The organism is Streptomyces caeni, from assembly GCF_042678285.1.
GTDB classification, from domain to species: Bacteria; Actinomycetota; Actinomycetes; order Streptomycetales; family Streptomycetaceae; genus Streptomyces; species Streptomyces caeni.
Genome location: NZ_JBHUDX010000050.1, coordinates 38,556 through 57,635, shown reverse-complemented (window position 1 = coordinate 57,635; position 19,080 = coordinate 38,556). Strand labels below are relative to the sequence as shown.

19 protein-coding genes and 1 pseudogene are annotated in these 19,080 nt (G+C 67.3%); 14 read left to right on the top strand and 6 right to left on the bottom strand.

Annotated elements, in window-relative coordinates; all coding sequences use genetic code 11:
• Window positions 1–390 precede the first annotated feature (390 nt).
• The 9 genes from ACFSL4_RS18570 (at window position 391) to ACFSL4_RS18530 (ending at window position 9,200) form a co-directional block, all read left to right on the top strand.
• Complete coding sequence (locus ACFSL4_RS18570; protein ID WP_381083962.1) at window positions 391–1,395, top strand: UDP-glucuronic acid decarboxylase family protein; 1,005 nt, start codon at window positions 391–393, stop codon at window positions 1,393–1,395.
• Complete coding sequence (locus ACFSL4_RS18565; RefSeq protein ID WP_381083960.1) at window positions 1,392–2,105, top strand: phytanoyl-CoA dioxygenase family protein; 714 nt, start codon at window positions 1,392–1,394, stop codon at window positions 2,103–2,105. Before ACFSL4_RS18570 ends, ACFSL4_RS18565 begins: the two co-directional genes overlap by 4 nt.
• The gene (locus ACFSL4_RS18560) at window positions 2,102–3,145 is read left to right on the top strand and encodes a glycosyltransferase family 2 protein (RefSeq protein WP_381083958.1); all 1,044 of its coding nucleotides are present in this window, start codon (window positions 2,102–2,104) and stop codon (window positions 3,143–3,145) included. The genes ACFSL4_RS18565 and ACFSL4_RS18560 overlap by 4 nt, the downstream gene beginning before the upstream one ends.
• The gene (locus ACFSL4_RS18555) at window positions 3,142–4,194 is read left to right on the top strand and encodes a glycosyltransferase (protein WP_381083956.1); all 1,053 of its coding nucleotides are present in this window, start codon (window positions 3,142–3,144) and stop codon (window positions 4,192–4,194) included. Before ACFSL4_RS18560 ends, ACFSL4_RS18555 begins: the two co-directional genes overlap by 4 nt.
• A complete protein-coding gene (locus tag ACFSL4_RS18550) occupies window positions 4,191–5,423 on the top strand; it encodes a polysaccharide pyruvyl transferase family protein (protein WP_381083954.1) in 1,233 nt (410 codons plus the stop codon). Before ACFSL4_RS18555 ends, ACFSL4_RS18550 begins: the two co-directional genes overlap by 4 nt.
• A 108-nt stretch (window positions 5,424–5,531) precedes the next feature.
• The gene (locus ACFSL4_RS18545) at window positions 5,532–6,554 is read left to right on the top strand and encodes an NAD-dependent epimerase/dehydratase family protein (protein WP_381083952.1); all 1,023 of its coding nucleotides are present in this window, start codon (window positions 5,532–5,534) and stop codon (window positions 6,552–6,554) included.
• Window positions 6,551–7,306 carry an HAD family hydrolase gene (locus ACFSL4_RS18540; protein ID WP_381083950.1) on the top strand — a complete coding sequence of 252 codons (756 nt, stop codon included), beginning with the start codon at window positions 6,551–6,553 and terminating at the stop codon, window positions 7,304–7,306. The genes ACFSL4_RS18545 and ACFSL4_RS18540 overlap by 4 nt, the downstream gene beginning before the upstream one ends.
• Window positions 7,303–8,202: a glycosyltransferase family 2 protein gene (locus ACFSL4_RS18535; protein ID WP_381083948.1), complete on the top strand. Its 900-nt coding sequence runs from the start codon at window positions 7,303–7,305 to the stop codon at window positions 8,200–8,202. Before ACFSL4_RS18540 ends, ACFSL4_RS18535 begins: the two co-directional genes overlap by 4 nt.
• Window positions 8,199–9,200 carry a glycosyltransferase gene (locus ACFSL4_RS18530; protein WP_381083946.1) on the top strand — a complete coding sequence of 334 codons (1,002 nt, stop codon included), beginning with the start codon at window positions 8,199–8,201 and terminating at the stop codon, window positions 9,198–9,200. The genes ACFSL4_RS18535 and ACFSL4_RS18530 overlap by 4 nt, the downstream gene beginning before the upstream one ends.
• Window positions 9,201–9,210: 10 nt before the next feature.
• Here the strand turns inward: ACFSL4_RS18530 and ACFSL4_RS18525 are convergent, their stop codons facing one another.
• Together ACFSL4_RS18525 and ACFSL4_RS18520 are read right to left on the bottom strand one after the other, a co-directional pair.
• Complete coding sequence (locus tag ACFSL4_RS18525; protein WP_381083944.1) at window positions 9,211–10,041, bottom strand: RNA methyltransferase; 831 nt, start codon at window positions 10,039–10,041, stop codon at window positions 9,211–9,213.
• Between the two features lie 228 nt (window positions 10,042–10,269).
• A complete protein-coding gene (locus ACFSL4_RS18520) occupies window positions 10,270–11,118 on the bottom strand; it encodes a hypothetical protein (protein ID WP_381083942.1) in 849 nt (282 codons plus the stop codon).
• Between the two features lie 206 nt (window positions 11,119–11,324).
• Between ACFSL4_RS18520 and ACFSL4_RS18515 the strand changes: the two genes are divergently transcribed.
• Window positions 11,325–12,605, top strand: coding sequence for a hypothetical protein (locus ACFSL4_RS18515; RefSeq protein WP_381083940.1), 1,281 nt, complete (start codon window positions 11,325–11,327; stop codon window positions 12,603–12,605).
• A 19-nt stretch (window positions 12,606–12,624) separates the two neighbouring features.
• Here the strand turns inward: ACFSL4_RS18515 and ACFSL4_RS18510 are convergent, their stop codons facing one another.
• From ACFSL4_RS18510 to ACFSL4_RS18500, 3 genes and pseudogenes are all read right to left on the bottom strand, one after another.
• Entirely contained in the window at window positions 12,625–13,191 is a 567-nt protein-coding gene (locus tag ACFSL4_RS18510) for an ATP-binding protein (protein WP_381083938.1), read from the bottom strand.
• 258 nt (window positions 13,192–13,449) lie between these two features.
• Window positions 13,450–13,962 (bottom strand): annotated as a pseudogene (locus ACFSL4_RS18505) (GNAT family N-acetyltransferase).
• Between the two features lie 11 nt (window positions 13,963–13,973).
• A complete protein-coding gene (locus ACFSL4_RS18500; protein ID WP_381083936.1) occupies window positions 13,974–14,102 on the bottom strand; it encodes a hypothetical protein in 129 nt (42 codons plus the stop codon).
• A gap of 104 nt (window positions 14,103–14,206) precedes the next feature.
• Here ACFSL4_RS18500 and ACFSL4_RS18495 point away from each other — a divergent pair, with 104 nt between their 5' ends.
• Both ACFSL4_RS18495 and ACFSL4_RS18490 read left to right on the top strand, forming a co-directional pair.
• Window positions 14,207–15,193, top strand: a complete 987-nt coding sequence (locus ACFSL4_RS18495; RefSeq protein WP_381083934.1) for a phosphotransferase — start codon at window positions 14,207–14,209, stop codon at window positions 15,191–15,193.
• 105 nt (window positions 15,194–15,298) lie between these two features.
• A complete protein-coding gene (locus tag ACFSL4_RS18490) occupies window positions 15,299–16,075 on the top strand; it encodes a hypothetical protein (RefSeq protein WP_381083932.1) in 777 nt (258 codons plus the stop codon).
• Window positions 16,076–16,110: 35 nt separating this feature from the next.
• Here ACFSL4_RS18490 and ACFSL4_RS18485 read toward each other — a convergent pair whose 3' ends face one another.
• A complete protein-coding gene (locus tag ACFSL4_RS18485; RefSeq protein WP_381083930.1) occupies window positions 16,111–16,404 on the bottom strand; it encodes a hypothetical protein in 294 nt (97 codons plus the stop codon).
• Between the two features lie 90 nt (window positions 16,405–16,494).
• Here ACFSL4_RS18485 and ACFSL4_RS18480 point away from each other — a divergent pair, with 90 nt between their 5' ends.
• Together ACFSL4_RS18480 and ACFSL4_RS18475 are read left to right on the top strand one after the other, a co-directional pair.
• Window positions 16,495–17,145, top strand: coding sequence for a helix-turn-helix domain-containing protein (locus ACFSL4_RS18480; RefSeq protein WP_381083928.1), 651 nt, complete (start codon window positions 16,495–16,497; stop codon window positions 17,143–17,145).
• On the top strand, window positions 17,142–18,752 hold the full coding sequence (locus ACFSL4_RS18475) for a tyrosine-type recombinase/integrase (RefSeq protein ID WP_381083926.1): 1,611 nt from the start codon (window positions 17,142–17,144) through the stop codon (window positions 18,750–18,752). The genes ACFSL4_RS18480 and ACFSL4_RS18475 overlap by 4 nt, the downstream gene beginning before the upstream one ends.
• Window positions 18,753–19,080 lie beyond the last annotated feature (328 nt).

The window sequence follows — 19,080 nt, the reverse complement described above, 5'->3', positions numbered from 1 at the left end:
CGAACCGGTCGCTGCCAGCGTGGCACGCCGCAGCGTCCACCGCTGCTTCAGCGGCTGGCCGGGCCCAGACGCCGTCAAGGACGACGGCCCGGTCACAGGCCGAACTCGTCGCCGACGCCGATAGAACCACAGGGAACTCCGGCGCGACGGGGTGAAGCCTGGTAGGCCGACGACGATGTCGTCGTCGAAGTGATTGACCAGGCTGTCGCCGAACCCCGCTGAGGGACAACGGCGAAATCCGACCGGAGCCTGCTCCTGGTCGCGCTCACCGGGCACTGCGGCTGCACGCTGGCCCTGCCGACCGCCGCTGAGCTCGTCGTACTTCTTGCCACACCGGCTGTGTGGCACAGCCATGCCAACTTTCGTTCACATTGTGAGGAATGAGGCGCTATGAGTACCTCTTTACGGAGGCACGGCTCGGACTCGAACCGGGCCCCCTTCCGCCGCGTGGTCGTCACCGGCGGCTGTGGATTCGTCGGTTCACACCTGTGCGATCTGCTGCTCGACAGCGGTGTCGAGGTGGTGTGCGTGGACAACTTCCTTACGGGCACGAAGGACAACGTCGTGCACCGTCAGCTGGACGACCGGTTCGAGTTGATGGTCCACGACGTCACCGACCCGATCCCGATACCCGGGGAAGTCGATCTCGTACTCCACCTCGCCTCGCCGGCCTCCCCGCAGGACTACCTGCGTCTGCCGGTCCAGACGCTTCAGGCCGGTTCCCTGGGAACCTTCAGCGCCCTGGAGTTGGCCAGAGAGAAGAAGGCCCGCTTCGTACTCGCCTCCACCTCCGAGGTGTACGGCGACCCGCTGGAGCACCCTCAGCGGGAGTCCTACTGGGGCAACGTCAACCCGGTGGGGCCCCGCAGCGTGTACGACGAGGCGAAGAGGTTCGCGGAGGCGGCGACCACCGCCTACCGCACCGAGCACGGTGTCGACACCGCGATCGTGCGGATCTTCAACACGTTCGGGCCACGGATGCGCGCGGAGGACGGGCGAGCGGTACCGAACTTCATCCGCCAGGCGCTGGCGGGCGAGCCACTGACCGTCACCGGCGACGGCTCGCAGACGCGGTCCATGTGCTACGTCGGCGACACGGTCCGGGGCATCCTCGCCGTCGCCGCGGGCAGCCACCCCGGCCCCGTCAACCTGGGCAATCCCGCCGAGACCACGGTCTTGGAACTCGCACACCTGGTGCGTGAACTGACTGGCTCCGCCGCGCCCGTCGAGTTCGTCGACCGCCCGGTCGACGACCCGGAGCGCCGCAGACCCGACATCGCCCTCGCCTGGGAGCAGTTCGGCTGGAAGCCGGAGACCGATCCCCGCAAGGGCCTGAGCACCACCATCGACTGGTTCACCGCGCAGCTCAACGGCACCGCAGCGAGGGAACGATGACACGACACGCACCGCGAAAGACGGAATCCGCCGAGGCCCTGTCGCACAGGCAGCAACTCAGCGACGGGTTTCTCCAGGACTTCCGCGCGGACGGCTACGCGGTCTTATCCCAGAAGATCGCGGGAGAGTCCCTCGAAGCCCTCCGCACGGAGGCTGATGCCCTGATCCGGCGCTTCACCCAGGACGGGTTCCGCTCAGACGACTACTGGCACTTCACACCCGCAGGCACGGACGCGCCCGTTCTCTACCGCATCCACAACCTGGAGAACCAAGGCTCCCCGGCGGCGACACGCCTCTACGCCGACGACGGCCCGCTGCACCCGATGGCCGTCGCCATCCTCGGCGGGCCCGTACGCGCCACCGCCTGCGCAATGATCGTCAAACTGCCGGGAGTGGCCGCCCCCGTGCCCTGGCACCGAGACCGGACCAATGTTCCTCCGCACACCGTGTGCAACCTCAGCGTCTTCCTCGACGACTCCGACGTAGGCAACGGATGCCTCGAATTCGTTCCTGGCTCCCACCTGACGCCCGACGCGGAAGAGGCCGAGGCGCTCCAGGCGCGGGGCCCGGTCCGCGCCCTCCCGCTCTCGGCCGGTGACATCGCCGTACACGACGTCCGCATCGCCCACGCCTCGCGCCGCAACACCTCCCCGAGGATCCGCCGCAGCATCGTCATCGAATTCGCCCCCGCCGACCAGGAGCTGCCGTGACCACCCCCAAGCCCACGGCCGAGAGTCCCAGAGTGCGGGTGGCCACCATCACGGTGGGCACCAACGAGATCCGCTGGCTGGAGCCTTGCTTCGCCACCCTCCTGGACAGCGACGTCCTCAGGATCGACCTGACGGTCTGGTACGTCGACAACGACTCCCACGACGGCAGCACGGCCTTCGTCAAGGACCGTTTTCCCGAGGTGCGGGTCATCCAGAACGAGAGCAACGTCGGCTTCGCCCGCGCCAACAACATCGGGATGCGCGCGGCCCTCGCCGACGGCGCCGACTACGTCTTCCTCGTCAATCCGGACACCCAGACCCCGAAGTCGCTGGTGCGCGACCTGGCCGAGTTCATGGAGACCTGGACCGACTACGGCGTGGTCGGCCCCATGCAGTACGAGTACGACGAGACGGGCAGCACCGCTCTGGGCGCGTACAACGACTGGTCGAAGTCCGCTCTGCGCTGGGGCGAGCAGCACGCCTTCGTCGGCGACTGGCCGAACCACCCCTCGCCGGCCAGCCCACCCGAAGGCCGAGCCCCGAACACCCTGGAGCACGCGTACGTCCAGGGCTCCGCATTCTTCGTACGTGCCGCGCTGCTGCGCACCGTCGGACTCCTCGACGAGGTCTTCCACACGTACTACGAGGAGACCGACCTGTGCCGCCGCGTCCGCTGGGCCGGATGGCGCGTCGCGCTCCTGCTGGACGTCGGCATACAGCACTTCGGCGGTGGAGGTACGGCTGGCAGCAGCTACCGGCGCATCCAGATGCGCCGCAACCGCTACTACTACCTCCTCACCGACATCGACTGGCGCCCGCTGCCCATGCTGCGACTGGCGACCCGGTGGCTGAGGGACGATCTGCGCGGACGTGGCGTGGGCGGAGTGACCACCTGGTGGCGTGGGACCTGGGAAACCGCGAAAGCCGTGTGCTGGCTCGTGCGCCGCGCACCTCTGATCCGGGCCCGGCGACGTGCCCACCGTCGGCTCGGCTCGCCGACGGGCAGTCGTGCGCGACTGTGGGCAAGGAGCGAGCGATGACCAGACCCCGGATTCTGTTCGCCGGCGTCTTCCACTGGAACGCGGGCTCCAGCCACATGATCGCCGAGTACGCCCGGGTCGCCTCGGCATCCGGATGCGAGGTCGGCGTCTCAAGCCAACTATCGCGCTTGGACGGCACGGTGAACGGCCACCTGCCGCTCGTGGACGACATCAGCTGGGCCACCCACCTGGTCCTCGTCTTCGAGAGCAGGCAGTTCCTCTCGACCCAGCAGCGGGAACTCTGCGAGGCCGTGCCGCGGCAGCGGCGCATCATCGTCGATCCCGACGGCCACTGGGGCCCGTACGTCACCGCCGGCGCGGACGACAACGCGGGTGCGGAAACCATCGAGTCCTGGCACAAGCTGTATGCCGACCTCAGCGATCTGATCCTGCAGCCGCGCATGAATGAACTTCCCGACGGGGCCGAGTTCTTCAGCTACTTCGGAATGCCGGACATCCACCGGCTCGCCAGCGACCTCCCGCCCCCGCGGGCACTGCCGTACGAGCTGCAGTACGTCGGCGCGAACTGGTGGCGCTGGAACGAGATGACCAGCCTCATCCGGGCCGCAGCCGCCGCCCAGCCGCCGATCCAACGCATCCGCGTGTGCGGACGCTGGTGGACCGGCGCTCCGCACTCCGACCACCAGACGGCCACTACCAACGTGTCCGGCTGGATGCGGGATCACCGTGTCGAGGTGGCGCCACCCGTTCCGTTCGGGCACGTGGTCTCCACCATGTCCCAGGCGGCGATCACGCCGGTGCTGGCCCGTCCGCTGCTCGCGCGGATGGAGCTGCTGACCCCCCGCATGTTCGAGACCCTGGCCTCGGGCAGCATCCCCGCGCTCGGGCCGGATCTGGGCTACCTGTCCTCGCTCTACGGCGACGACGTGGAGATGTTCCTGCTCGACGGCGATCCGGCCGACAGCCTCGCCCGGATGGTCCGTGAGCCGATCCGGTACCGCGAGCGGCTGGCGACCATCCAGCGCCGAGTACACGAACGCTTCAACTACCGCGCAGTTCTGGCGGAACTCATCCGGTTCACCCGATGATCCCTGAGAGGTCTGCTGTGTCCAACGTCCTGATCACCGGCATCACCAGCTGTGAGAGCCGCGGCGTCGAGGCCCTGGCCCGCTCCATCATCGAGCAGCTGAACACCGAAGGCCCCGGGGGAGGCGACAACGTCACCGTCCTCACCCAGACCCCGGTGCTCGACGCGGAATCCCTGGCCCCCGTCGGCCCCCGTTGCGTGGCCGACCCGTTCGTCGTCTCCCGCTCCTGGCAGCAGATGCGCCCCCCGGAGAGCCTCGCCGAACTGGCCGAACGCCGCGAACAGCTCCTCGCCGAAACAGATCTGGTCATCGCCACCGGGGGCGACCTGCACACCTCGGACTACGGCGTCTCCACGCCGTACCTCCGCACCCTCACAGCCGCGCAACAGCGGGACATCCCAACGGTCATGATCGGCCAGTCCGTCGGCCCCTTCAACGACCCGGCCGATGCCGAGGCATGGCTCACGGTCGCCACCCGGTGCGATCTCCTCACCGTCCGGGAGAGCGTCTCCCTCGACTACCTCGTGGGCAAGCTCGGCCTTCCCGAACATCGTGTGCGACTGTCCTCCGACCCCGCCTTCCTGCTGCCGACAGCCGCCAGCGAGCGAATAGCGGCCGTGCTCAGGCCGCTGGGACTCGCCCCCGAAGACCCATACCTCTGCCTCGCCCCCAGCCAGGGCATCACCCGCTTCAGCACCCTGGAGGAGTCCCAGCACGCGGCAGCACTAACGCGACTCGCCACCTCCCTCGTCCGCACCCGGAAGATGCCGGTCGTCCTCGTCCCGCACTGTCACGACTCCCGCCCGCACAACGACGACCGCATCCTCGCCACCCGTATCGCCGAAGTCGCCGGCCTGCCCGAGGTCATGGCGCTGCCCGGCGCGCTGACGGCATCCGACTACAGGGGCGTGCTGTCACAGGCCGAACTCGTCATCTCCGAGCGCCTGCACGCCGCGATCGGCGCACTGTCCGGCGGCGCCCCGGCCATCGCGATCGGCCACTCGCACAAGTTCAACGGGGTGCTCGCCGAAACCTATGGCCCCACGGTCGACATCGACGGCATCCACGCGGACGTCCGCGCCTTCGCCCAGGACGCCACCGTCACCGACCGGCTCGTCAACGACACCGACGCGACCGCGCTGCGCACCACCCTGCGTCAGCGGCTCCCGCTGATCACAGACCGCGCCCGCAGCGACTTCGCTCAGATCAACAAGCTCCTCGGCGCCTGAACCACCAGTCGCATAGGCGGTCCGCCTGCCCGCACCGCATCGCGCACGACCCGCTGCGGCCCAGTCCAGGGCCGCAGCGGAACCCACTCACGCCAAGGGAGACACACCATGCCCACACATCTGGTGACCGGCGGCGCCGGCTTCATCGGGTCCCACCTTGCCGCGTCCTTGATCGAGCGCGGCGACGACGTCGTCATCCTGGACAACCTCGACGGCGGCAAGACCGAGAACGTGCCCGACGGCGCGACCCTCGCCGTCGGCTCGGTCGCCGACCAGGCCACGGTCGCCGAACTCTTCGCCTCGTACCGCTTCGACGGTGTCTACCACCTGGCCGCCTTCGCCGCCGAAGGCATCAGTCACGCCGTCAAGCACCACAACTACTCCGTCAACCTGCTCGGCAGCATCAACCTGATCAACGCCTCGCTGGCCGCCAAGGTCAGGTTCTTCGGCTTCGCCTCGTCGGTCGCCGTGTACGGCCACGGACACGTCCCCATGCGCGAGGACGAGCGGCCCGTCCCCGCCGACAGCTACGGCAACGCGAAACTCACCGTGGAGCGCGAACTCGCCGTCACCATGCAGCTTCAGGGTCTGCCGTACTTCGCCCTGCGCATGCACAACGTCTACGGCGAGCGGCAGAACATGGGCGACCCGTACCGCAACGCCGTCGCCATCTTCCTCAACCAGATCATGCGCGACGAGCCGATCAGCGTGTACGGAGACGGCAGCCAGATCCGCGCCTTCACCTACGCCCCGGACATCGTCGGCACCTTCCTCGCCGCGGCCGACCAGCCGGCTGCCTGGGGCCAGGTCTTCAACGTCGGCTCCTCGCACACGAGCACCGTGCTGGACATGGCGCACGCCGTGCGCACCGCCATGGGCGTACCCGACCACCCCATCAAGCACCTGGCGGCACGCGACGAGGTCCACGCCGCGTACACCGACAACAGCCTCGCCCGTAGAACGCTCGGCGACTGGACCGATACCCCGCTCACCGACGGTCTGCGACGCACCGCGACCTGGGCCCGTGAGCACGGCCCCGTGGAACCCGTGACCTCCCTCAGCATCGAGAACGACACCGCGGACAAGCCCGAGTGGTTCACCTGGGCCGCCGGACGGGCGGCCACGTCGTGACGGGCCGCACCCTGGCCGTCGACGTCGGCGGCGTCCTCTACTACGACGAGCCCTTCGACCTCGCCTGGCTCCAGGGCGTCTGGGAGCTCACGCGCGCGGACGATCCCACCTTCACCATGGACGCCTTCCTCCAGGCCATGCGCGACTTCTACCAGGGCCGCGCGCCCGGATCACCCCCGCCCAGCCTGTTCCCGCCCAACGGCACGAAGAGCTGGCAGGGCGTCCGCGAACGCTGGACCTCGTTGGTCCAGCCCGTTCCCGGAGCCGTCGACACCCTCAGCCACCTCGCCGAGGAGTACGAGGTGTGCATCGTCGCCAACCAGCCCCCGGAATGCCTCGCCGCCCTGCGCACCCTCGGAATCGAGCAGCAAGTCCAACTCGTCGCGCTCGACTCCCTCGTCGGCTACGCCAAACCCGACCCCCGCCTCTTCAAGTGGGCCATGGACCGGCTGAGCTGGAAGCCCGAACACACCACGGTCATCGGCGACCGGCCCGACCACGACGCCGCTCCGGCACTCGCTCTCGGCTGCTCGGCAGCGATCGTCCACGTCGACAGCGGCTGGAGCGCGCCTGCTGGGGTCGCTCCCGAGATCGTGACCGCCTACCGAGAGCTGAAAATCCAACGCGTCCACACAACCGAGGGAAGCACGAGGCACTGGGCCATCGCCGCCCTCGGAGACCTGGCCGATGTGCTGCGGACCATCAGCCACCAAGAGCGCAGCCCACGCCCCCGCCAGGAGGCGCGCCCATGACCCTCGGCGCCGACTTACCTCTCACCATCGTCATCTGCAGCAACCGCCCCGACAGCCTGCCAGCAGCTGTCACCCGCACGGCCGCAACCATGGGCCCCAAAGACCGCCTCCTGGTCATCGCGGACATGCCCGCCCAGCACCTGCCCACGCTGCCCACAGACGCCTCGCCGCCTCCGTCCCGCATGCGCGTCATCTGTAACGAGGGGAACCAGGGGCTCGCCCACAGCCGCAACAAGGCCATGAAGGAGGCCACGACGCAGCACGTCGTCTTCCTCGACGACGACATCGTCCCCACGACCGAGGCGATGACTCGGATACGCGGGGCTCTGACCGCCGGCGCACACGTCACGGGGACGAGGATCACCGCCCACCTTCAAGGGAGCCGCCGCCCGTGGTTCCTCACCTCGGGACAACTGCATTACCTCGGCTCCCACGCGCCGGCCCAGCCAGCGTCGATCTGGGGCGGCAGTTTCGCCATCGACGTCGAGCACGCCCGCTTGCTGGGAGTCGGCTTCGACGAGCGCCTCGGCCGGATCGGCGGCTCCCTCATCTCCGCCGAGGACACCACCTTCGTTCGGGAGATGACCGCGCGCGGTGCCATCGCGACGATCCTGCACGACGCAGAGGTGCAACACCTCATCCCCGCCCATCGGCTGACCCTGTCCTACCTGCTACGCCGTGCCTTCTGGCAGGGCCGCAGCGAAGCACGGCGTAACGACGCGCGGCGAGGCGTGGGCAAGGAATGGAGCCGCAACCGCTCGGGAGACGGCACCCGTCCGGTGCGGGCCGCCCTCGCCCTGCTCTACACCGCCAGCGTGCTTCTCGGAGTGTGCCGGGAGGCCATCACACGGAGCCGGACCAGCGCCGCCGACGCCGAGACCAGGAGCGACCGATGAAGGTAGCCATGGTCATTCCGCCGTACCGGTACGGTGCCGACCCCAGCCAGTGGATCACTGTGCCGCCCCAAGGCTACGGCGGCATCCAGTGGGTCGTCGCCACGCTCATGGACGGACTGCTGGAGGCCGGGTGCGAGATCCTCCTCCTCGGAGCTCCAGGAAGCCCGGTCCAGGAGGGCGTCACGGTGTCCGACGCAGTGGAGACGGCCGAGATCCACGCCGCCATCGAAGCCTTCGGCCCGGACATCGTCCACGACCACTCGAACACCGCCGCACTGCCAGCCAACAACCACAGACCCACGGTGAGCACACACCACCTCAACAGCGTGCCGGAGCTCCAGACCAACGGCATCTACCTCTCCCGCGCGCAACGCACTGCCGCAGGGTCCGTCTCCGCCCCGGTGATCCGGCTACCGGTCAACCCCGCGCGCTGTCAGTTCCAGGAGGCGAAGGACGACTATCTCCTCTTCCTGGGCCGGGTCTCCGCGCACAAGGGCGTGCGCGAGGCAGCGGCGTTCGCGCACGCCGCCGGCGTGCCGCTGACGGTCGCCGGACCGGCCTGGGAGAAGGACTACCTGGACGCGCTGCTGGCCGACTTCCCGCACACCGTCCGCTATGTGGGCGAGGTCGGCGGCAGCGCCCGTACCCGACTGATCGCACGCGCCCGAGCGCAACTCGTGCTGTCCCAGCCGTGGGGAGGACCGTTCGGCGGACGATGGATCGAGCCCGGCGCCACCGTGGTCTCGGAGGCCGCCGCCAGCGGCACCCCGGTGATCGCCACGGACAACGGATGCCTGCCGGAGATCATCCCCGGTGTCGGAACGGTGCTGCCGATCGGGCGGGAGATCACACCCGGCGACGCGAAGGGGGTGCTGGCCTCGCTGCCCACGGCCCAGGTCGTGCGCGAAACAGCGGTGGACCGATGGGGCCACCACACCATCGCCCGCCAGTACCTGGCGGTCTACAAGAGAGCGGTCAGCGGCGAGGTCTGGACGTGACCTCGGAAGGTCACGCCGTGCGCTGCTTCGCCAGACGCTGACGGCGCGCTTCGTAGAGAATGACGGAGGCGGCGTTCGACGCGTTCAGGGAGCTGGCCGAGCCCGTCATCGGAATGCTGATCACGTGGTCACAGAGCTCTCGCCAGGCGGTGCTGAGGCCGGCGGTCTCATTGCCGATGAGCAGCAGGACCGGTTGGGTCAGATCGAATTCCGAAACCTCGGCATCGCCGTCCTCGTCCGTGCCGACGACGGCAACCGGCCGCCCCTGAGCGCGCTCCTTCTCCAGCCACTCCATGACCTCGTGGTGCGACTGGCTCCGCACCACGGGCACGGCGAAGAAGGAACCTGTGGAGGCACGTACCGACTTGGGGTCGTACGGGTCCGCCGCGTGCCCAGTCACGATGAGCCCACTTGCGCCGAAGGCGTCGGCCGATCGCACGATACTTCCGATGTTGCCGGGCTGCGTCGGTCGGTCGAAGACCAGGCCGAGGAAGTCGTCGCGAACCTTGATCCGCGACAGGCTGTCCGGCGCCATCTCGACCACTGCCAGGACTTCCGCCGCCCCGTCAGCCTTCTCGCTCAGCTCGCCGAGCAACTGCGGCGCCATCGCGACGCGCTCGGCGCCGACACCGCGCAGTAGATCCTCGGCCCATCGGGAGAGCGGGCGGCTCGCGTCATAGAGCAGGGACCGAATGGTCCAGCCGTGCTCCACAGCCATCGTGATCGGCCGTACGCCCTGAACCAGGAACTCCTTGGCACGCCCTCGCTTGGTGCGGTTGTTGAGCAGCGTCTGCAGCTGCTGGAAACGGGCATTGCGGGTCGTGATCCGCTGTACTGCCACCCGTCCTCCAAGCCGAAGATGATCGTTGCGAACCCGGTCGTCCCAGGCGGAACACGGCACCGGGCACCCAGCAGGTTACACGGGTCTGGATCGTGACCGTGCGTGTCCATCCGTTGTGCAGGCGTCTCGGCTTTGGGCGGCAACACACACGTGATCGCCCTGTTGGCAACGGCTACGACCTCGCTGGGAACGGCCTTCCAACGCGCTCCTCTACGACCGGACCATCCCTCAATCCGCCTGCAGTTCGGCCAGGAGCCGTTTCGTCTCCTGCTGGGCGAGCGCCAGCCGGGAGTCATCCGGGTCAGTGTGGGGGCCCACGATCGTGGTGCAGAAGAACAGCGCCATCAGCTTTCCGTCCCGGCTTTCCAAGTCCTGGTGCCGCTCACGGCGTACACGCGCGGCCAGTTCCGGGATGGCAAGCGAGTTCCCCCACAGCCAGGCAGAGTCCAGCCCGCGGGGAGCCATCCCCCAGTCTTCCCAGTCGAACAGGCAGAACTGCGGGGCTGTCACGTTCGCCCAAGTGAGATCCGCGTGCGCCGGCGCCCAGTTCCGGATCGTCGTATCGCGGACGCTCGGGAACACCGCTTGGATGGACTCCGTGACCCCGGCTTGGGTGACGGTCACGGTGTCCGACGTAGCGACGCGCGTCGTGTGGTGGGCGGCAAGCGCATCGAGCGAGGCGTTCAGCGCCGCCCACCACTCATCCGAAAGTGCCAATGCCGTACCCGCATTCACAGGGGCCCCGGGGAGAAGCTCGGTCTCATCAGCCCGCCACATCACCGCCTCAGCAGCGTCACTCCAGACGACGCCTCCGAACCAAGCGGGCTTCTCGATCCCATCCAGCAATGCGGCGCACTCGGCACCGTTCCAACCCTGGCCCTCGATCTTGTCGAACGGGCGGCGCTCGATCCGAACCCAGGTCTCGCGGTCCGTACGCACGCCGACCGTCCGGCGCTTACGCACCATCGTGTTCCGGTCGAAACGGATCTGAAGAGAACGCTCCACTCTCTCAAGTACCGTGTCGACGTGCTGGACCCGTAAGTCTACGGGAGTGGCGGTGGACAACGGGGCTGTCATACGGCTCCTCGGCTGTAGTACCGAGACGTTAGCAATGGGCCTGCCCGCCTACACCGACCATTCCCGCTCAGATCAACGGGTAGGCAGCAACCGCCGGGGCGTCGCGGTGCGTGAGGTGGTGATGCTGATTCGTTTGCCCGAAATATGTCGGGACCCAGCCCTACAATCGGCCGGGATGTCGAGTCCGGTCGAGGGGGCTGCACGAAGTGTCGCTGAGCGATGAGTCCGAAGAGATCGTCGTCTGTGTGGCGGAGGACCGAGCCGTCGTGATCGGTGCCCCGTCCGAGATGAAGCGTTCACGTTGGGGGCGCTGGGTTGCCGACCTCACCTCCGGCGAATGGGCGGCTCTCGTGCGGACACTGGACCCTGCGGTCCGGTCCTTCATTGAGTCTCAGCGTCTGACCGCCCATCTGGTCGAACTCGACCAGACCTCTCGCGAGGTGATGAAGGTCGGCAAGGTGATCACCGAGGGAGGGGGGTGGATCCAGAGCTCTATCCGTAACGACCGAGGCCGAGTGACGCGTCTGATGCGTATCCGTCCCGCCACGGGTGTGGCCGCCATGTCAGGTGGGGCGGCCATCCTGGGTGCCATCGCGGCTCAAGCTCAGACGGCCGAGATGGCCCGGGATATCAAGGCCATCCGGCAGGGGCTGGACGAGATCCGCGAGCACCTGCAGACCGACCGGACCGGTGCTGTTGAGAATGCCGTGGAGCAGGTCGAGGATCTGGTCGCTCGGCTACGTGCTCACGGCGAGCGCGGCGTCGAGGCGAGCGATTTCTCGGTCACGCGGAACAGTCTGGGTGATGCGAGGCACAAGTGCCTTCGCCATCTCCAGGATGCGGTCACGAGGCTGGAGAACGCCGAGCAGAGGTCCCCACGCAAGGCGGAGAAGAGCCTGAGTAAGGCGGCGGTGGAAGAGGCGATGCTGTACCTCGACCTGATGGCGAAGTGCTACGCGGCTACGGTCCAGTTCGGACTCGCCGAGATCGCCTTCGAGTATCACAAGGAGAAGCCTGACGTCGCCAGGACCCTGGGCGAGCGCATCACTCAGTCCACCGCCGAGCTCCGTGCTGAAATCGAGGACGTTCATGGCCGGCTCGGCCAGTTTGACGAGAGCGTCCGTGCCCAGTTCCGGCCCGCGTCGAAGAACATGGACTCGCCGTCTTCGGTGGCAGACGCAGTAATCGCGACAACTGCGTCTGCCACCGCGAAGGCGCTGGCAGGAAGGTCCGTGACCCTAGGTCGACTTCGTGGAACCTCGGTCTCGCTCCCCGCGACTTCAATCGCCGTTGGTGCTGGCGTACTGCTCCTCAGCATTGGAGGCGTCGACGCCGTGGCTCAGTCCCGTGCGGTGAAGAAGCTGGACGAACGCCTCGGACGGCTCGCGGAAGCCAGCGGCAGAAGCTCCCAAACCCTCGACCAAGCGGCACCGAGCCTTGAAGTGCTCCGAACCCTGACCGAAGAGCTTGCCGGACCCGACAAGTGATCCGCTTCGGATCACAGCCTCAGGCAGCCTGACGTTGCTTCCCAGCAGTTGCTGCGCCGAACGACAACCGCGAGTCGGCCGGCAAGGCCATACGAGCGTCACACTCGGTTCGTCGGACGGCACCGTCACCCGCGTGAGGTGAAGGCGGTGCATCCGCACGGTAGTCGCCGGTGTCCTCGGCCGATGGCTCCGGCGTGATCTCGAACCATGTCGTCTTGCCCAGGGGTTCCGGTTGGGTCCCCCAGGCATCCGCCAAGGCGCTCACGAGCAGGAGGCCCCGACCGCTCTCGTCGTTCGGCCCGGCCTCAACAGTTCTTGGCAACGATGCATCCGTGTCCGTGACTTCGACACGAAGCCGTTCATCGGTCTGCGTCACAGAGACGTCGCACGGAGCATCCGTGTACAGGACAGCGTTAGCGATCACCTCGCCAGCGAGCAACTCGACGGTCTCCAGTGTCTGGTCCGACAGCGGAAGGTCCAGATCACGGGCCAGCGAGACAACTTGGCGGCGTGCGGCAGGGACAGCGTCGACAGCAGCCGCAACCGTGAATCCGTACGTCGGACGTTCGGGACTACGACGCGCCATGACGACAACCTCACCTGGTAGTGGCCTCAGTGAAAAAGAAGCCTTCCACCCGACAAGAGCTGTGTGAGGACAGTCTGTCCGTAGGCTGGCCCGGCAAGATGCCTTGACACTTCGGCGAGTTGTGGTAAGCAGATCGGCTTCCGTTGAAGCCGGAAACCGTTGAAGCCGGAAACACCAGGAGACGCACGTCGCGTAAACCGTACCCCTCCGCACCTCACATCAGACCTCCCCGCTGCCGGTCATGTCGGCGGGTCGGAGTCAGCTTGGCTGTCCGGCGAGCTGCTTAATCAGGAACCGTGCAGGGTCGGCAACCTCGTGTCGCAAGCCGTTGTCGTCGATGTAGTGGTAGCGGTCGAGGTAGCGGCAGCCAGTCTCCTGGTAGCCGAGGCGGAGGTAGAGCGCGGCTGCTCGGTGGTTCAGGTCGTCCACGCCCAGGCCGATCTACTGGTGGCCACTGCGGCGGGCCTGCGTCTCCACTGCGCGGATGATGGCCGTTCCGATGCCCTGGGATCGCAGCTGCGGCGGCCAGACTCCCAGACCGTTCAGCTCGGGGCATCTGGGGAAGCGGTCGCGTACTTCGGGTGCTGTGCACCCTTGCCACAGAACCTGAGCCGTCCCGACGGGGATTCCATCGGACCAGGCAACCAGGAAGGTGCTCAGTCCTTGCTGTTGCTTTTCGAACCGCATCGCGTGGCGTCGGGTCTGTCCGGGCGAGGGCATGTGCCTCTCCAGGAGTTCAAGATCTTCTTCCTTGCAGTGTCGTATGTCCATGAGCTACTTCCTCATCGGTCGGCGACCGTCTCGTCCTGCAGCATCGCGTCGAACATCGCATCTTCGGGACGCATCTGGACCACCCCGGAGACAAGCTCCGGATGAGCCGACCCGACCAGGGCTACCCTGCGCTGATGCATCACTCCAGACCATCCCTTCTGGGGCAGATCATGCATCAGACGGGATCATCTCGAACCGACAATCTCGGTGGTGTTGCGGCATGCGGCTGCCCCATTGTGGCTGCATGGTGAACATCATCACCCCGCGTCCCAGGTACGGCTCCACCGCATTACGTCCCGACTGGGAGGAGCTGCCCCAGCATGTCCATCACCTGATCTCACGGCATCTGGGTGGAGAGGTGACCGCCGAGCCGAGTGCCGGAAGCGGGTTCACCCGCGGCTTCGCCGCCGTGGTCCACGGAACAGCCGGCACCCAGTTCGTCAAAGCGGTGAGCAGCGTGGACTCCGGTGTGATCGCTGACTGCTACCGGCGAGAGGCGGAAATCAACCGGGCGCTGCCCGAGGCGGTGCCGGCGCCACGACTGCTCTGGAGCGAGGAGCGGGACGGGTGGGTGGTGTTGGGGTTCGAGGCCGTGGAGGGCGGTCGGATGCCCGAGGAGCCGTGGCGGCTGACTGAGCTGACCGCCAGCCTGGACGCCTACGCGACTGTGGCCGAGGTGCTCGCGTCGCCGTCGGCGTCGATGCTGAAACTTGGTCTCAAGCACGTCGAGGCCAGTGGAGACTTCGATGACTGGCGGGCCCTGGCCGGTGGCACCATCAAGGTGGATCTCCTGCCCGCGTGGGTACCGCTGGAGTTGCTTGACGCGCTGGCCGAACTGGAGAGCAATTGGAAGCCAGCCGTCTCCGGTCACGCGGTACTGCACTACGACCTGCGCCAGGACAACGTGCTGATCGACGCACACTCAGCAGCATGGATTTGTGACTGGAACTGGCCCTGTTTGGGGTCCAGTTGGTTCGATCTGGTACCGCTGCTGACCACCGCGCACGCAGACGGCCATGACGGGTCAGCCCTGTTCGCTGCCCATCCCACCGCCCGCGGCGTATCCGGCGACCAGTTCGATGCCGCTCTGGCCGCCCTCTCAGGCTTCTTTCTCGTCTCCGGTGCACAGCCTCCGCCCGATTTCGGCTCCCCGTTTCTGCGCCAGCACCAGACGTGGAGCGGCGAAGCCGCCCTGCGATGGCTTGCCGATCGACGCGGATGGTCGTTCTGAACCGATTCCCTCGGTGGTCGGACATCGCGGAAGCCCAAATGGCTGCGTGTGACTGACCCCCGACAGACGGCGACACCCAGATCCACCGAGGACGGGAGCGGCGAAATGCGCGCCAGCAAGCCCGACCTGCCACCGCTCGGCTGGCAGGCTCAGATCCTGCCGGAGTTGTCCCGGATCGCCGCCGGCGATGAGCGCATCCGGGCACTTCGCACGTATGGATCCGCGAACGACCCTGCGCTGGACGCCGACGTATGGTCCGACCTTGATCTGCTTCTGGTGGCCGAGGACCCGGCTGCCGTGGCAGAGGACTTCTGTCGGCAGGTTGAGGACTCCCTCGCCCCCGCGTTCGCTTCCCATCGCAGCGACACGGCCGACAAGTACGTCATCCGCCTCGTGCTTTTCGATCTGCGTCGTCTCGACATCGCCGTGGTGCCTCCTTCCAGCGGATACGAACCTGTACCGATGTCCGCCCCAGCCGAGGGGATCGAGGACACCGTGACCGGGCTGGTCAACGCATTCCGGTTCGACGCCGTGCTCGCTGCCGTTCGGGCTACTCGCGGTGACATGCTGATTGGCGCCCACCTGACGCTCCAACTCGCCCGCCACATTCTTGTCATCGCCATGCTGATCCGTGATCGCGAGGCCGGGACCAACCACCACCGCTTCGGGGGCACCCGATGGGACGCGTGGGCGGCACGGCTGGCTTCAGCCCCCGCTCCATACACGCGTGCCGGGATCACCGCGGCCATCCGCTACTACGCCGACGCCCTGGACGAGTTGCTATTGACCGGCTTCGGGCTCGGCCACCTCTCCGATGACCAGCCTCTACGAAATCTCCTGGACGCGATCGATGCTCGCGGCGCGACGGCACCGGGTAGATGACGCTGGCGCCGTCCGGCAGCGGGCGGTCTGGCTGGTTACGCTGCCTGGCCCTTGGCCTGGGCCGCAGCAATGGCTGGTGTCGAGCCAGTCTTCTCGTCGGTGCTTCCGATGCCGAGGATGCTGAGCAGGTCGGCGGTGATCACGCGGTAGGTGTTGCCGACGCGGAGCACCCTGCACGGGTACTGACCGCGCTTGGCCAGCGCATACCCGGTACTACGGCCGAGGGCAAACGCGCGGTTAGCAGTGTCGAGGTCGATCGCGGCGGGGAGGGCGAGAATCTCCGCACGCGTCAGGGCCTGCGATCCACGACCAGCGTTAGGTGTAGCCATGATGTACTCCGATCCCGTGCAGGTGCTCCAGCGACGGAACGTTTATCACAGATGTTGCAGTCACCTTTTTTCTCGTCGTAAGTTGTAGCTATGACAACCGATGACTGGTCGACGCGACTCACCGCCCGCGTCGCCGAGCAAATGCGACGGGCCCGCAAGGCGGCCGGGCTCACGGTGGCGGAAACGGCCGACGCCTGCGCCGCCCGGGGTCTGGCTGTACCGAAGACGACGATCACGAATCTGGAGACCGGACGCCGTGGCTCGGTCGACCTCGCGGAGTTCCTCGTCCTGGCCGATGTCCTCGGTGTTCCGCCCATCACCTTGCTGTTCCCCCTCGACGCCACGCCCACGGTGGACGTACTCCCGGGCCAGCCGGTCTCGACCTGGGACGGCCTTGCCTGGTTCACCGGCGAGACGGCCTCGTCAGAAGCCGCGCCCAAGGGCAGCCCACGCGAGCTGCTCGACGTCTTCCGGGCACACAGCGACGCGGTGGCCGCCGCTGCGGTCTCGACATCCATGGCGAAGGACAGGCGGCGGAAGGCAAGCACCACGCTCGACCCGGTCCGTCGCGCGGATCTTCTGGAGACCGCCGCCGGCTACGAGCAGCTCGCTTTCGACGACTGCCGGGCGCTGCGTTCATACCGCGAGGGCATGCGCGAGCGGGGCCTAGTGCCCCCGGTCCTGCCCGCTGCCCTTGCCTTTGTTGACCAGCCGGAAACCACTTCCAAGGACGATGCGTGAACGGAACGGTCACCCGCCGGTGCTCTTGTCGCAACCCTGAGACTGGCAATCCCTACGGCACGCAATGCCCGAAACGCGCCAACAAGCGGCACGGCGCTTGGAGCGTCGTGCAGGAGTTGGTCCCGGGTGAGGACGGAAAGCGTCGGCGCTTCCGCCGGTCAGGGTTCGCGACCTCCGCCGCCGCTACGGAGGAGCTGAACAAGGTCAGCGCGCTCATGGCGATACCGGAGGAGGACGACACCGCCGGGCAGATAGCCATCAGCGATCTACTCGAAGCCTGCTCCAAGGCCAAGGAGCCCCTGCCGGACTACGACGAGACCCGTCGCCGCTTCGCGGTCGGCCAGAGCCTGAACTCCAGGATGACCGTTGGCGAGTGGCTCGACATCTGGCTCGCGGGGCGCAAACGCCTTCGTGTCACCGGCCTCAAGCGCTATGAGTGCGATGTGCGCGTCCACCTCAAGCCCCACCTGGGTGAGATACGTCTGGACAAGTTGCGTGTGCACCATCTGGACAAGATGTTCGACGCAATCAACGAGGCCAACATCGAGATCGTGGAGCAGAACGCCCAGCGGCGGTCCGCGATCGAGCTGTTGAAGACCGTCCCGTGGAAGGGCGCCGAAAACCGGGCCCGTCGCAAGTGGCTCCAGGCGTCGATCGACGCGATGCCGCCGTTCCGCCGGGTTACCGGCGCCAGCACCCAGGCGCACATCAAGGCCACGCTGCGTGCGGCCCTCAATGTCGCCATCGCGCAGCAGGAGATGGCCAACTTCAATCCTGCCGAGCACGTCGAGTTGGAACCCGGCGCCAAGCCCAAGGCGCTGGTGTGGACTGACGAGCGAGTAGAACACTGGCTGGCTACCGGGGAGAAGCCATCCCCGGTGATGGTCTGGACGCCCGAGCAGACGGGCCGCTTCCTGGACTTCATCGCCGGAAGCCGTTTGTACCTTCTGTGGCATCTGATCGCGTTCCGGGGCCTTCGACGGGGTGAAGCCTGCGGGCTCCGCTGGATGGATCTAGATCTCGGCAGCGCGTCACTGTCCGTTGCCACCCAGCTCGTCCAGGACGGCTGGGAGGTCATCGAGGGTGCGCCGAAGACCAACTCCGGAATCCGCCTCGTCGCGCTGGACAGCGAGTCCCTCCAGTACGCGCGAGACCACAAGCGCCAGCAAGACAAGGAACGGCGCGAGGCCGGCGACAAGTGGAAGCTGACGGGCCGGATCTTCACCCAGGAGGACGGCTCCTGGCTCCACCCCGGCAAGGTCTCCGACCTCTTCGAGCGCCTGGTGGCCGCCGCCGACTTGCCGCCCATCCGCCTGCACGACCTCCGCCACGGCGCCGCGACGCTGATGCTCGCGGCCGGGATCGACATCAAGGTCGTCTCCGACACCCTCGGGCACAGCGACACCCGCATCACCCGGGACATTTACCAGGCCGTCCTCGACGACCTCGCCCGTGCCGCCGCCGAGGCCGTCGTCAAGCTGGTACCCCGTACCCGTGCCCGAGGCCGCTCACACGGGGACGGCCAGGCCAAGCTTCCTGCCATGCGCAAACCCAGCACGCCAGAACGCACGCCGGACGAAGGAACCGACGAAGCGCACACCGCATAGCCCACTCATGAGGGGAGCCCCCAGCACACCACGGCAGGACCCCCTCATGACTCTGTCCATTCATCCGGATCGGCGATCGGCGCTGTAAAGGGATGCAGCGGTCGGGCATTGGCGATGCTCGGGTGGGTCCGGTGGAACTTGTAGAGCTCTGCGAACTGCTGTACACGGAGCAGGTGCCGTGGTTCCAGACCAAGGTGCGCTCCACCGGCTCACGCCGACGGGGCTGACCTTCAGGGCTCCGTGCAACGCCACCAATGCGGCACCACCATTCCAGGGTTCCGTCGGCCGCTACCGGGAATGCCAGCTGTGCTCGGCGACGTCCCAGGGA